This window comes from Pseudomonas sp. PDM02 (assembly GCF_014852285.1).
Classification (GTDB): Bacteria; Pseudomonadota; Gammaproteobacteria; order Pseudomonadales; family Pseudomonadaceae; genus Aquipseudomonas; species Aquipseudomonas migulae.
In genome coordinates this window covers 309,496-323,299 of record NZ_JACVBL010000007.1, presented here as the reverse complement: position 1 = coordinate 323,299, position 13,804 = coordinate 309,496, and the positions used below count along the sequence as shown (strand labels likewise).

11 protein-coding genes and 3 tRNA genes are annotated in these 13,804 nt (G+C 58.1%); 9 read left to right on the top strand and 5 right to left on the bottom strand.

What is annotated here, in order from left to right:
* Window positions 1–72 precede the first annotated feature (72 nt).
* Together IB245_RS14955 and IB245_RS14950 are read left to right on the top strand one after the other, a co-directional pair.
* A tRNA-Arg gene (locus IB245_RS14955) sits at window positions 73–149 on the top strand.
* Between the two features lie 72 nt (window positions 150–221).
* A tRNA-Arg gene (locus IB245_RS14950) sits at window positions 222–298 on the top strand.
* A gap of 19 nt (window positions 299–317) precedes the next feature.
* Here IB245_RS14950 and IB245_RS14945 read toward each other — a convergent pair.
* Complete coding sequence (locus tag IB245_RS14945; RefSeq protein WP_192227958.1) at window positions 318–836, bottom strand: cell envelope protein SmpA; 519 nt, start codon at window positions 834–836, stop codon at window positions 318–320.
* A 320-nt stretch (window positions 837–1,156) separates the two neighbouring features.
* On the opposite strand from IB245_RS14945, the gene mgtE reads away from it, so the two are divergent.
* Window positions 1,157–2,599: a magnesium transporter gene (gene mgtE, locus IB245_RS14940; protein WP_008033095.1), complete on the top strand. Its 1,443-nt coding sequence runs from the start codon at window positions 1,157–1,159 to the stop codon at window positions 2,597–2,599.
* A 193-nt stretch (window positions 2,600–2,792) separates the two neighbouring features.
* On the opposite strand, the gene IB245_RS14935 is transcribed toward mgtE, so the two are convergent.
* Window positions 2,793–3,119 (bottom strand): Arc family DNA-binding protein, encoded by a 327-nt coding sequence (locus tag IB245_RS14935; RefSeq protein ID WP_003178899.1) that lies wholly within the window; start codon window positions 3,117–3,119, stop codon window positions 2,793–2,795.
* A gap of 388 nt (window positions 3,120–3,507) precedes the next feature.
* Here IB245_RS14935 and phnN point away from each other — a divergent pair, with 388 nt between their 5' ends.
* The gene (gene phnN / locus IB245_RS14930) at window positions 3,508–4,080 is read left to right on the top strand and encodes a phosphonate metabolism protein/1,5-bisphosphokinase (PRPP-forming) PhnN (protein ID WP_192227957.1); all 573 of its coding nucleotides are present in this window, start codon (window positions 3,508–3,510) and stop codon (window positions 4,078–4,080) included.
* Here phnN and IB245_RS14925 read toward each other — a convergent pair.
* Window positions 4,055–4,234, bottom strand: a complete 180-nt coding sequence (locus tag IB245_RS14925; protein WP_008038451.1) for a PA3371 family protein — start codon at window positions 4,232–4,234, stop codon at window positions 4,055–4,057. The genes phnN and IB245_RS14925 overlap by 26 nt on opposite strands.
* Before the next feature lie 21 nt (window positions 4,235–4,255).
* Window positions 4,256–4,489, bottom strand: coding sequence for a hypothetical protein (locus tag IB245_RS14920; protein WP_192227956.1), 234 nt, complete (start codon window positions 4,487–4,489; stop codon window positions 4,256–4,258).
* Window positions 4,490–4,781: 292 nt separating this feature from the next.
* Between IB245_RS14920 and IB245_RS14915 the strand changes: the two genes are divergently transcribed.
* Window positions 4,782–4,858 (top strand) — tRNA-Arg (locus IB245_RS14915).
* Between the two features lie 148 nt (window positions 4,859–5,006).
* Entirely contained in the window at window positions 5,007–5,546 is a 540-nt protein-coding gene (locus IB245_RS14910; protein ID WP_008038449.1) for a hypothetical protein, read from the top strand.
* Between the two features lie 7 nt (window positions 5,547–5,553).
* Here IB245_RS14910 and IB245_RS14905 read toward each other — a convergent pair whose 3' ends face one another.
* Window positions 5,554–9,687, bottom strand: a complete 4,134-nt coding sequence (locus tag IB245_RS14905) for a CheR family methyltransferase (protein ID WP_192227955.1) — start codon at window positions 9,685–9,687, stop codon at window positions 5,554–5,556.
* Window positions 9,688–9,930: 243 nt separating this feature from the next.
* On the opposite strand from IB245_RS14905, the gene IB245_RS14900 reads away from it, so the two are divergent.
* The 3 genes from IB245_RS14900 to IB245_RS14890 all read left to right on the top strand — a co-directional run bounded on the left by IB245_RS14900 (window position 9,931) and on the right by IB245_RS14890 (window position 13,786).
* The gene (locus IB245_RS14900) at window positions 9,931–11,535 is read left to right on the top strand and encodes a tetratricopeptide repeat-containing response regulator (protein WP_192227954.1); all 1,605 of its coding nucleotides are present in this window, start codon (window positions 9,931–9,933) and stop codon (window positions 11,533–11,535) included.
* On the top strand, window positions 11,532–12,224 hold the full coding sequence (locus IB245_RS14895; protein ID WP_008038447.1) for a sensor histidine kinase: 693 nt from the start codon (window positions 11,532–11,534) through the stop codon (window positions 12,222–12,224). Before IB245_RS14900 ends, IB245_RS14895 begins: the two co-directional genes overlap by 4 nt.
* A 320-nt stretch (window positions 12,225–12,544) precedes the next feature.
* Window positions 12,545–13,786, top strand: a complete 1,242-nt coding sequence (locus IB245_RS14890; RefSeq protein WP_192227968.1) for a glutamine synthetase family protein — start codon at window positions 12,545–12,547, stop codon at window positions 13,784–13,786.
* The last annotated feature ends 18 nt before the right edge of the window (window positions 13,787–13,804 follow it).

Genomic DNA, 13,804 nt, shown 5'->3' with positions numbered 1-13,804 from the left:
TAAGTTGTTGAAATTACTAGAAAAAAGCGCTTTACAAAAAGATTCGACGGCCTATAATGCGCGGCAACAAATGCACTCGTAGCTCAGCTGGATAGAGTACTCGGCTACGAACCGAGCGGTCACAGGTTCGAATCCTGTCGAGTGCACCATTTAAGAGTTGTTTGCAGTGATGTGAGCTACTCTGTTTCAACCAGTTGTGATCTGGTCTAAAAACACAAATTGCACTCGTAGCTCAGCTGGATAGAGTACTCGGCTACGAACCGAGCGGTCACAGGTTCGAATCCTGTCGAGTGCACCAAACAACAAAAAGCCCGCGTTTAACGCGGGCTTTTTGCCGTCTGGGATTTGGCTTTTCCTCTGGTACAACCTCTCTCATCGAATTCGACGTGTGCGCTACGACCTCGCTTGGTGTCGTATCGGTAGCTCGTGGCCGAATTCCGAATACTGATCTTGTCTGGCTTGCCGAGGGCGCTTTCGACGTCTTGCCGGGTCATGCCGGCGACAATCCGTTGATTGATGATTGCTTCCCTGCGTTCCCTGGCATCGATCTGGTTTCCACAGTTGTCTTCTGTCTGGCCGACGACCGTTAGCTCCCTCCTTTTGATATTCATACGTGATGTTTCACGAAAGTCCGCTTCCGGCATCAGCGACACCGTGCTGCCGGGGGTAAACGTGCGCACTTCCTGGAGCGAAAGGCTTTCCCCGGTCGTACAACTCAGCGTGGTGAAGGTGATGCGGCCGTTTGCTGCCTCGCAGCGGTGAACGGTTGAGGCAAGTGCCACGGGCGGCAGGCAGAGCAGGGCGATCAGCAGAAAATAACAGGCATTCAATGGCATCAAACGTCCTCCATGACGGTCTGACTCAAGGGTAGCCGCTACATTTTTCAGCGCTGGTGTGTTTTCTTTTCAGAATGAGTCGTCGCATTTTCACGGATCAGGACGGCGCTCAGGTTTGTCTCGCAAGCGCTTGTTTCAGCCGCGATTTTTTAACATTTAAAACCGTTGGGCGGTGTATCATTGCGCCCGTCAGCCCCGCCGGGGCTTGTGGAATACCTCCATGGACTTACCCAGTAGTAATTCAGTAAACCGCTTTTCCAATCATGAATTGACTGATTGATCCTTCCGGCGTGCCCCGCTGCTGGGAGTGGAGTTCGCCTATGTCCGAAGTTGAAGTAAAGAAAACGCAAGAAAGCCTGCAGGACCGCCTCGCTCAAGTGATTGAGCTGTTGCAGCGTCAGCGGGTGGTCGAAGACCTGACTCATCGCCAGGAAGGTCCGCATCACGACCGGGTTGAAAACCTGGTTCACCGGCAAAACCTCGTCGAGCTGCAACGCAAGCTCGATGACCTGCACTCCGCCGACGTTGCCTACATCCTTGAAGCCTTGCCGCTGGACGATCGTCTGACGCTCTGGCAATTGGTCAAGGCTGACCGCGACGGCGACATCCTGCTCGAAGTGTCCGACTCGGTACGTGAAACCCTGATCGCCGACATGGACGATCACGAGCTCCTGGCGGCGGCCAAGGACATGGATGCCGACGAACTGGCTGACCTGGCCTCCGAGCTGCCGCGAGACGTCGTCCACGAGCTGATGGAAACCCTCGACGGTCAACAGCGTGAGCGCGTTCGCTCCGCATTGTCCTATGACGAGGAGCAGGTCGGTGCGTTGATGGACTTCGAGATGGTGACGATCCGTGAGGACGTCAGTCTCGAGGTGGTTTTGCGCTACCTGCGTCGGCTCAAGGAGCTACCGGGTCACACCGACAAACTGTTCGTGGTCGATTACGACGGCGTGCTCAAGGGCGTGCTGCCGATCAAGCGTTTGCTGGTCAACGACCCGGAAAAACAGGTTTCGGAAGTGATGGCTAGCGACCCGGTGAGTTTTCACCCGGACGAAGACGCCTACGATGCTGCACAAGCGTTCGAACGTTACGACTTGATCTCGGCCCCGGTGGTCGACAAGAACGGCAAGCTGATCGGCCGTCTGACCATCGATGAAATGGTCGACCTGATTCGTGAAGAGAGCGAAAACGAAGTTCTCAACATGGCGGGTCTGCGTGAAGAGGAAGATATTTTCGCGTCAGTCTGGAAATCCCTGCGCAACCGCTGGGCCTGGCTGGCAATCAACCTGATTACCGCCTTTATTGCCTCTCGCGTGATCGGATTGTTCGAAGGTTCGATCGAGAAGCTGGTGGCGCTCGCGGCATTGATGCCGATCGTGGCGGGCATCGGTGGCAACTCGGGTAACCAGACCATCACCATGATCGTTCGCGCCATGGCGCTGGACCAGGTGAGTACCGGCAATACCTCGCGTCTGATGCGCAAGGAGCTGGCCGTCGGTTTGATCAACGGTTTGGTCTGGGGTGGGGTGATTGGTGCGGTGGCCTACCTGCTTTACGGCAGTTGGTCCCTCGGCGTGGTGATGACCGCCGCCATGACGCTTAACCTGTTGCTCGCGGCGTTGATGGGGGTGTTGATCCCCATGACACTGGCGAAGATGGGGCGCGATCCGGCGATGGGCGCCAGCGTGATGATTACGGCCATGACCGACAGTGGTGGTTTCTTCATCTTCCTAGGGCTGGCGACCATCTTCCTGCTCTGATTACCATCTGCCTGAAGCCCGCAAATCAGCTCGTAGGAGCCAGGCTTGCCGGCGAAGGCGATCTCAGGGCCGCCTTCGCCGGCAAGCCTGGCTCCTACGAGAGCAATTAACCCGCCAATCGGCGGGTTTTTTTGTGCCTGAATTTCAGGCAAAAAAAAGCCAGCGATTAAGCTGGCTTGAGCGTTCGGATGAATCAGGAGGCGTCTGCGGCCATTTCGGCGTCGTGGGCAATCAGCGAAACGAGTGCGTTCTGCTGACGGTGGGAGAGTTGGCGGAAGCGCTGCAGCAGTTCGCGTTCGTGCAGTGACAGCTCCGGGCTGTCCAGTCGCATGCTCAACTCTTCACCCAGTGCGCCTTCCTGAATGAGACTCTGCTCAAGGCGCGCAATGATTTCGGAGTTCATGCTGCGATGATGATTGCGAGCCACCTCGGCAATGCGTTCACGCATTCCGTCTGGCAGACGTACGACGAACTTGTCAGCCGTACGGCTGGAATAAATTGCCTGTTTCAATGGGCGCATATATTTAACCGGTTAGTTCAGGGGAGCGGTTCTCGGGATTGGCCGCGCGATGTCTGATAGGACAAGGACTCTGGCCAAATGTTCAACCTGAATTGATAGAGGCTCGCATCATGCCTCAAAGAAGCCAGATCATTGGCGTCAATTCTGTGACAAATATTGAACTGGATAAAGGCGTTATGCCAGCACCAATTATCAGAAATGCGGACTGGTTTGAAAAGACTACCCACATCCGTATCGCTGGCCGCGTCCTATTGCACGACAGGAGATGTCCTGGGACACCTGAAGGTGCATGCTGTGCGGATTTCGATCACGATTCCTTACTTCGTACAGAATAGTGGCAATTGGCCGATTTACTAGTGGCAACCATGACATGGGGGGCTAATTCAGGATGGATGGCAGACTGATTTACCTGATGGGGCCTTCCGGATCCGGCAAGGACAGTCTCATCGAGGCTGCTCGCGAGCCTTTGCAGGCAATCAACTGCGAAGTGGTGCGTCGGGTCATTACGCGTTCAGCCGAATCCGTGGGCGAGGATGCCATCGGTGTTTCCCGTGAAGAGTTCGCGCGCCGCAAAGAAGAGGGCGACTTCGCGCTGTGTTGGCATGCCAATGGCCTGGATTACGGTATTCCTGTCGTGATCGATCAATGGCTCAAGGAGGGCCGGGATGTCCTGATCAACGGCTCCCGCGGGCATTTGGCCCAGGCGCTACGCCGCTATCCGGCGCTGGTGCCGATTCTGTTGACGGTCAAGGAGGACGTGCTGCGAGAGCGCTTGCTGCGGCGGGGGCGTGAAAGTCTGGCGGAGATTGAGGCGAGATTGCGCAGAAATGAACTGTTCACGGCTGACGCCTCAGTCGGTGAGAAGCTAATCCACCGGCTCGACAATTCAGGCGAACTATCGGACACAGTGGCCGACCTGTTGAAGCTGCTACAAGTCAGCGCAACACCGGATCAAACTTGATCTTGCGGCCAGCGACCAGCGCCAGCACAAACAAAGCACTGAAAACGCCGCAGGCAATCAACGGCAGAGTGACGACTGCGTCCTCTACCAGTGATAAATGAAGAATGCCGCTGAGCAGGGCGAGGACGAAAAATCCTGCGGCTGATTTGGACATGCTGTGCTCCTGATGGGTTGTTCAAAATACCAGGCGTTCTGAAGACTGCGCTGGCAGCAGGACATTTTCCTGACTCACTTCTTGACCGACAAAACCCTGCTGATTACCCAGCACTGCCAATTGAGGTGCCTTCTGTACCTGGAGGTAATGAGGCATTCGTTGGGCAACCGGTTCGGCACCACTCTGCGGGGCAAAATGAAAACCCAAAAAAACCGCCAGAGCGATCGCGTTCGAGAGTAAAAGGGCGCGGTTCATGAGGGCTGACCTCCGTTGTTCTTTGAGAACAGCTGAAGCAGCCGACGTGCCAAGAGTCTAACGGCTATTAAATCCTTTAAAAACAAAGAATTAAGATAATCGTGCAAGGTGCTCTCATTGCAATTTGCAATGATGGCTTTTTGCGGTGATGCAATTTGCACGGTTAACAAATCCCGTGCTGTAGAGGGGCGTCTGCCTACACTTAAAAAGCCTACGGACGACATGACAAAATCAGACCCGCCCGTTAACATGCACGCCGTCCATCGCATCGCATTTCTCGCGGGCGACTTGTGTCTCAGTAGCTCAATTGGATAGAGCATCCCCCTCCTAAGGGGAAGGTTGGCAGTTCGAACCTGCCCTGGGACACCATCAATTTCCAGCCCTGTGGCTGTCAAAAAAGCCCCGCCAGGATCTCGCATCCGGCGGGGCTTTTTCGTGTGCGATCACCTGACGACCAACATTTGATAGACGCGCATTGCTGTGCCTTACTCCAAAGACCACACAGGGAGCGAAATCGATGCGACGCAGGGGCGCCCAATTCTGGTTGTGGACCAACACACGATTGCCTCTGCACACCCACGAAGAAGTGCTGGGCAGCGGCGTGCAAATCGAGGTGCATGCGCGGATCAGTGTTGAAGGGGTTACCCAGATTTTTGTAGGTGTCTACGGCGCTGATGGCTGGCCGATTTGCGAGGAGCATCATGACCTCAAGGCTGGTGAGCATTACTGCGCCGCATTGAAGTGGGGTACCCAGCGGGCGAGGGAGATTGTGGCGGACACTCAGGAGTTCGTCGCGCCGCACCGGGTGCAACTGACGTTGAGTCCGGTGATTACCGATGAGTCGGTCGTCGCGTTGCGCCGGATGGAGATGACCGAGCGTGAACGCTTGAAGCTCAGGTCTGCCGATGCCTGGTCAGAGTACCTGGACGCCAAGGAGGCCATGCTCGTCTTGATGCGTTCCACCAAGGTTGACCCTATGGTCTGGGCTGATCACAAGGAGCGGCTCAGGCAGGCGATCGATCGGCGCGCCTGCGTGCAGCGCGACTATCTGAACTGAGCGCGCTTCAGCGCTGGTTGCGCAGCGTCTCGATGGTCTGGATCAGATCATCGTAGGACACCGGTTTGCCAACATGCTGGTCAAAGCCCGACTGTCGTGATTTCTGAATGTCGCTGTGCGCCCCGTAGCCGGTCAGGGCGATGGCCGGTACATCCTTCGCGAGCGGCAACTCACGCAGTGCGCTCATCAACTCGTGGCCATTCATGACCGGCATGCCGAGGTCGGAAATGATCAGGTCGAATCGGGTGCTTTTCGCCGCGTCCAGCGCCGCCACCGGGCGGTCAAAGGCAATCACTTGCGCATCTTCCATCTCCAGCAGCATTTTCAGGGTTTCCAGCACGTCCGCGGAATCGTCCACCAACAGAATCGTCAGTCCGCTCAGTCTGCCGCAGGCCTCTTCGGTCTGGGCAGCGGCTTGCGCTTCGCCGGCGGTTTTGGCCAATGGCAGATAGACGGTGAACGTGCAGCCTGTGCCTACACCGGCAGAACTCACCTCGACTGCACCGCGTTGCGCCTCGGTCAACTGACGGACCAGCGACAAACCAATCCCGAGCCCTTCACGGTTATGGGTGGCATGTTGTTTTTCAGCCTGGCCGAACAGGTCGAACACGTGATCGAGGTTTTCCGGGGCAATGCCGACGCCATTGTCCTTGATGTCGAGCCGCGCCATGTCCCCGGCCTGGCTGGCGATCAATTGCACACGCCCCTTGGTCGGGGTGAATTTCAGTGCATTGTTCACCAGGTTCCAGATGATTTGCTCCAGCCGAGTCGGGTCGGCCTGGACCATCAACGCATCGGACGGCACCAGCAGTTCGACCGTGACGTCATGCTGGTCATTGAGCACGACAGTGTGGACATCGCGCAGCACACTGGCGAGGTCGACGGCGACCGTTTGCAGCTTGAGCTTGCCGGTGCGGACCCGGGCGACATCCAGCAGATCGTCGATGATCCGCGCCTGGCTGGTAACCGCGTCGCAGATGGTGTTCACCGCCCTGGCCGCCGGTGCCAGCGACTTGGTCACCGGCAAGCGCCGCAGCAATTCTGCGTTTAGCTGGATCAGGTTCAGCGGATGCTTGAGTTCGTGGGACATGACCGCAAAGAACTCGTCCTTGAGGTTGTTGGTGTTACGAGTCTCGGCCAGTTCCTGGCTCTGTTCTTCGTGCTGGCGTTTATGGCCGGTCAGGTCACGGGCAATTTTCACGTAGCCCTGCAGGTTATCGCCGCTGAGCAGAGTCACTTCGCCGCTGCAAAAGAAGCGGCTGCCATCCTTGCGCAAATGCCAGCGTTCATCGTCGCTGCGGCCGTGGTTGCGCACCGTCAGCAGCTCGTTTTCCGGCACGCCCGCCGCGCGGTCCTCGGCAGAGAAAATGAAGTCATAGTAGGCGCCTTCGGCCTCGGCCTTGCTGTAGCCGAAGATCAACTCCGCGCCTTTGTTCCAAGTGGTGATCACCCCTTGTTCATCGAGCGTGATGATCGCGTAGTCGCGGGTGCTTTCAGCGACCAGGCGCATGCGCTCCTCGCCCAGGCGCAGCTCTTCTTCGGCCGCCCGACGCTTGGTGATGTCGATGAAGGTCAGCACGGTGCCGTCGATGTGGTCTTCGCTGGAGCGGTAGGGCAGCAGGCGGGCGATGTACCAGCGGTTGTCGGTGCTGCTGACTTCACGCTCGATCATGTTCAGCGATTCGAACACCAGCGCCGCATCACCGGCCAGGTTGTCGTAATGCAGGCGATGGGTGATGTCGAGCAGGGAGCGCCCGGTGTCCACCGGCAGCATGCTGAAAATGTCGGTGGCACGCGGGGTGAACCACTTGATGCGCATGCTGCGGTCGACAAATACCGTGGCGATGTCGGTGGAGGCGATCAGGTTGGTCAGGTAGTCGTTGATCTTGTCGGTTTCTTCGACCTTGGTTTTCAGCTCGAAATTGACCGTCAGCAACTCTTCGTTGATGGATTGCAGCTCTTCTTTACTGGTCTCCAGCTCTTCGGTGGCCGAGCGCAGTTCTTCGTTGATCGCCTGCATTTCTTCGTTGGAGGCCTTGAGCTCTTCGCTGGAGACTTCCGATTGTTCGATGGTGTCCTGCAAATGCAGCTTGGTGCGTTGCAGTTCGCGTTCGAGGTTGGACAGCACCTGGTTTTCGTTCTGCAGCACGGTGGTCGCCGCCAGTTCTGAAGGATCGACTTCGACCTCCTCGAAAATCACCAGCACGTACTCGCTGTCCGAGCCTTCATCCTTGTAGGGATGAGCGACCAGATCGATCAGATAACGCCGCTCATCACGCTTGATCGACACCTCGCGGGATTTGACCGACAGACTGCTCTGCTGAACCTGGAACAACGTGGTGCGCAGTTCCAGGCGCAGCTCTGGAAGGATCAACGTCAGTAAATTGCGCGACATCTCACCACCGACGTGCCGCAGGAAACGCCCGGCACTTTCACTCATGTGCAGAATATCGGCGTTGGCATCGACGATCACGCTCGGTGGCGCCGACTGTTCGAGGGCGCGTTGATGGATGTCGGCGAAAGAGGTTTTGCGCTGCACACCGCTGTGCGTCGGCTGCTGGGAAATGTTGGTCCGCACGTAGCCTCCACGCGGCATGGTCGGCGTGCGACGGCTGTTGGCCGTACCGGTCTTGGCGCGGAAGATCCGGTTGCGTTTGTCCACCGGGGCGAACAGTTCGTGGCACGCGTCCGCGCTCTCGGAGGAGCCGAGAAACAGGAACCCGCCGGGGCGCAGGGCAAAGTGGAACATTTGCAGGATTTCACGCTGCACTTCGCGATCGAGATAGATCAGCAGGTTGCGGCACACGATCAGGTCGATCTGCGAGAACGGCGGATCGGACAGCAGGCTGTGTTTGGCGAACAGGACTTTTTCGCGGATTTCCTTGCGAATCCGGTAATGGTCATCTTCCTTGAGGAAGTAATGCCGCAGTCGCGTGGGCGGCACGTCGGTGACGATGGCTTGCGGGTACAGCCCGGCCCGGCCGACGCTGATGGCGCGCTCGTCAATGTCAGTGGCAAACAGTTGCAGCGATGCCGCACTGGCGTCCAGTTGCAACTGATCGCTGAGCAACATCGCCAGGCTGTAGGCTTCTTCGCCGGTGGAACAACCCGCGGACCAGACGCGAATTTCTTCTTTCTCGGGTTGCGCTGACACGGCGGCACTGACCAGTTGCGGCACGACATCGCGCTCCAGCGCTTCGAAGGCCTCGCGATCGCGGAAGAAGTTGGTCACACCGATCAGCATGTCGCCGAGCAGGGCCTTGGTTTCTTCGGGATTGTTTTGCAGGTAATGGAAATAGGACGCCAGATCTGGTTGAGACGTGACCTGCATCCGCCGTTCGATCCGGCGCAACACGGTGGCGCGTTTGTAGTGTTTGAAATCATGGCCGGTGCCGGTACGCAACTGGATCAGAATGTCGTGCAGCATTTGCTCCGCCACCAGCGCTTCGCGTTCGGAGATGGCGACAATGGTCTGCGGTTCGGGGTCGTTGGCAATGGGCAAGCTGATTTCCTGAGAGTTACGCCACAGCTCCAGCAGTTTTTGCGGCATTTCAACGACCGGCAGAACCAGGTCAACCATGCGGGTATCGATGGCGGCGCGGGGCATGCCGTCGAACTCGGCGTCTTCCGGTGCCTGCGCCAGTGTGACGCCGCCCTGTTCCTTGATGCGCGAAAGACCGACGGCACCGTCGGAACCGGTGCCCGACAGCACCAGGCAGAACGCTCGTTCCTGATGGACATCGGCCAGGTCGCGGAAGAACAGATCGATCGAGGCGTGCCGGGATTCCCGTGTATCGCTGGTACTGACCTCAAGAAAACCATCGTTCATCGACAGGCGTTGTGCCGGTGAAATGACGTACACATGGTTTTTCTCGATGGACACCCTTTCAGTGACTTGCAGAACCGGCATCGCGGTCGATTCCTGGACGATCCTGTCGGCAATGCTCTGGTGATCGGGGGAGAGGTGAAGAATGATCACGAACGCCATGCCGTTGTCCTGCGGCATGTTTTCGAAGAACAGCTTGATGGCTTGCAGCCCACCCGCCGACGCGCCAATTCCCACCACCGGAAAATCCAGGGTACTGGGGATCAGGGTCTTTCGCTCATTGGAATTCGCTGAGCGATTGGGAGTGGTGGTCATAACTTTTGCCTGTGCCGACGACGGGAGCGTCTGGGTCTGAAAGAGGGGTAGCAGACGCGTTGCAATAAATCAGGATAATCCCGTTTTTCAATAACGCCTTCAAATATTTAGCCCGCATTCGCGGCCCTTTAAAATTTGGACTCCAGCGGCGCAAATGCATTCCAATTCTTCAAGTGAATGGCCCTGCTGGCCGATAACCCGGACAGTCATGATCTTCTTCTTAAAATTGCCTGGAAATCTTCGATGCTGTCGTATCACCAAAAGCGTTTTTTGATCGTCGATGATTTCTCGGATTTCCGCAGTTCCGTCAGGTCCATGCTGCGTGAGCTGGGCGTCAAGGACGTGGACACCGCCGACACTGGCGAGCAGGCGCTGCGCATGTGTTCGCAGAAGTCCTACGATTTCATCCTGCAGGATTTCCACCTCGGCGATGGCAAGAAGAACGGTCAGCAGGTTCTCGAAGACCTGATGGTCGAGAAGCTGATCAGCCACGAAGCCGTGTTTGTCATGGTCACCGCCGAGACCAGCCAGGCGATGGTGCTCAGCGCCCTGGAGCACGAGCCCGATGCTTACCTGACCAAACCCTTCAACCGTTCCGGCCTGGCCCAGCGCCTGGAGCGTCTGGAGCAGCGCAAGACCTTGCTCAAGCCGATCCTGCAGGCACTCGATCGCGGTAAACCGGTTGAAGTGCTCAACGCCTGCATCGCCTTGTGCAAGCAGGACATCCGCTACTCGCCGCTGTGTTTGCGCTACCGCGCCGATGCCTTGCGCGACTTGAATCAGAACGAAGCGCTGGAGCGACTCTACGACAGCATCATTGCCGACCGGCCTTTGCCGTGGGCGTTTGCCGGGCTGGGCCAGTTGCTGTTCAAGCGGGGTCAGGTCAGCCAGGCCAAGGGCGTCTACGAAAAAGCGTTGAAAGTGTTCCCGATGATGCCTGCGCTCTATGACGGCATGGCCGATGTGCTGGTCGCCGAGGGCGACACCAAGGCTGCGCAACAGGTGTTGGAGGAGGCGATTCGTTTGTCGCCGCTGGCCGTACGCCGGCAAGCGCTGCTGGGTAAGCTGGCGATGACCAACGAAGATTTCGATACCGCGTCCAAAGCTTACCGTCAGGCCGTCAGCCAAGGTGCCCAGTCACGTTTCAAGGACGCCGAAAGCAACCTCGGCCTCGCCCATGCGTTGATCAGCAAGGGCAGCGAAAAGGGCCTGGACACCCGGACCCGGCTGGAAATCAACACCACGCTGAGTGCCGTGGCCAAGGAAAACCCTTCCGACCCGGGCCTGCAGATTCGTGCGCGGCTGATGAAGGCCACCAGCCTGTTGCTCAACGACGCCGAAACCGCAGAAAAGCTCACCGAGCAAGCGATGCTGCGCCTCGATGGCATGGAGCAATTCATGAGTGCCGAAGCTGCGCTGTTGGTGGCCAAGCAACTGCAAATGCTTGGGCAGGCTGACGCCGGTAAGTCGATGCTGAAAAACTGCGCAGAAATCTACGGCGACGATCCGACAGTGATGCAGGGTATCGCCAAGCTGACCGACGACCCGAGCATCCTCAACTCCGGCAACGATGCGGCGGAACTCAACCGTCAAGGCGTGCGGGTGTACAAGACCGGCAACCTGGTGGAAGCGCGGGCGGTGTTCCGCAAAGCCCTGGCGTTGCAACCGAAGAACATCAGTATTGCGTTGAACATGGCGCAATCGCTGCTGCATGGCACCGACACCAGCGCGCCATCGGCGGAGCTTGAAGAATGTCGCGCCTGCCTGAAAACGGTCGGCCTGATGCCCGACACCGATGCGCGATATGCGCGTTATCAGAAACTGAAAATCAAGGCGTTCAGCGGATGAACCAAGACAACCCGGCACTGGATTTCTCCACGGTGATTGCTTCCACCGTGCACGACATGAAGAACTCTCTGGCGATGCTGATGCAGGCCCACAGCCAATGGCTGGCGCGCTTGCCCGACCCGGAGCGGCACACCCCGGAGCAGGGCGTGATCGAGTTCGAGTTCGCCCACCTCAACGGCATGCTGGTGCAGTTGCTGGGGCTGTACAAACTCGGCGTCAACCAGATGCCGTTGCAGCCGGCTTACCACGAACTGGATGACTTCATCGAAGCGCAACTGGCCTGCCATCAGGACGTGTTCGCCAGTCGGGGCATCATGGCGACCTATGAAGTGGACCCGCTGAGCCCGCTGGGTTTTTTCGACCGTGAGCTGATTGCGTCGGTGCTGGCCAACAGCATCAACAACGCCATCCGTTACGCCCGTCACGCATTGTTGATCACGGTGAGCGACGAGGCCGGGCAACTGGTGTTGACCATCAACGACGATGGCGAGGGTTATCCGGCCGAGATGATCGAGCGTCAGGCCGATTACGTGCAGGGCATCAACCACAGCAGCGGCAGCACCGGCCTGGGCCTGTATTTCGCCGGACGGATTGCCGCGTTGCATCAGCGCAACGGCATCGGTGGGCGCACAGAAATCAGCAACGGCGGCCCGTTGGGCGGTGGAGTGTTCAGCCTCTATCTCCCCTGAATACCCGCAATCCCTTGTAGGAGCCGGCTTGCTGGCGATGGCGTCCGTTCAGACGATAAACATATTGACTGACCCACCGCTATCGCCAGCAAGCCGGCTCCTACAAGGATTGCGGTGATGTTGAGTCATTTGTACGTCGCTGCTTGATATTCCGAACACGCGGAGCCTATTTTGTACGGTCGCCGTTCGCGGCTTGCACAACTACAAAGGATTGCGTCATGACAACCGGTGGCCAGCGCTCACTCGCGCAGCGATTGACGGGCATTGATGAGATTGAATGTGTTACGCCGGATTTGAACGGCGTGCCCCGTGGCAAGGTCATGACGGCCGAAGGCTTTCACGAGGGGCGGCGTTTGCAGATGGCGCGGGGTGTGCTGCTGCAATGCATCATGGGCGGATATCCGCCAGCGCGTTTTTACGGCAGCGATGACGGCGACCTGGCGCTGGTGCCCGACCCTGCGCAGATCCATCGCTTGCCCTGGAGCAAACAGCCGCGTGCCTTGGCCATTTGCGATGCGGACGAACTGACCGGCGAAAGCTCCCCTCTGTCGACTCGTGGTCAGCTCAAAGCAGTTATCGCCCGTTACGCGGCCCTTGGGCTGGCGCCGGTGGTGGCCACCGAGCTTGAGTTTTTCGTCTTTGCGCCCAACACCGACCCGACGCAACCGTTCCAGCCGCCGGTGGGCCTGGACGGGCGGCGCGAGGACGGTCATTCGGCGTTCAGTGTCAGTTCCAATAACGGCTTGCGGCCGTTTTTCAGTGAAGTCTATGAGTGCATGGCGGCCCTCGGTTTGCCGCGCGATACGTTCATGCACGAGATGGGCGTCAGTCAGTTCGAGATCAACCTGCTGCACGGTGATCCCTTGTTGCTGGCCGACCAGACATTGCTGTTCAAGCATCTGCTTAAAGAAGTCGCGCTCAAGCATGGGCTGACGGTGGTCTGCATGGCCAAGCCACTGGCGCATACGCCGGGCAGCTCGATGCATATTCACCAGAGCATCGTCGAGATCGCCACCGGGCGTAACGTCTTCAGCGACGAGGCCGGTGAGCCGACGGCGACCTTCCGTCACTTCATCGGTGGCCAGCAGGCCGGCATGGCGGATTTCACGGCATTATTTGCACCGAACGTTAACTCCTATCAGCGCTTGTGCCATCCGTTCGCATCACCGAATAATGCCTGCTGGTCCCACGACAATCGGGCAGCCGGTTTGCGCATCCCGGCCAGCTCGCCGGTGGCGCGTCGGGTGGAAAATCGCCTGCCGGGTGCTGATGCCAACCCGTATCTGGCGATTGCAGCGAGCCTGGCGGCAGGGTTGTATGGCATTGAAAACAGGTTGGAGCCGAGTGAAGCGATCCAGGGCGAATTCGAGGTGCCGGATAATCTTTCGTTGCCGTGTACCTTGCATGCCGCGCTCGAGCGTCTGAAACGTAGCCAATTGGCGAAGGAACTGTTCGGCAAGGAGTTCATCGAAGGCTACGTCGCTTCGAAGACCATGGAGTTGACCAGCTTCTTTGATGAAATTACGCCCTGGGAGCGCCGTGTTTTAGCCGCCCAGGCCTGACGAACCTTCGTCTTCGGG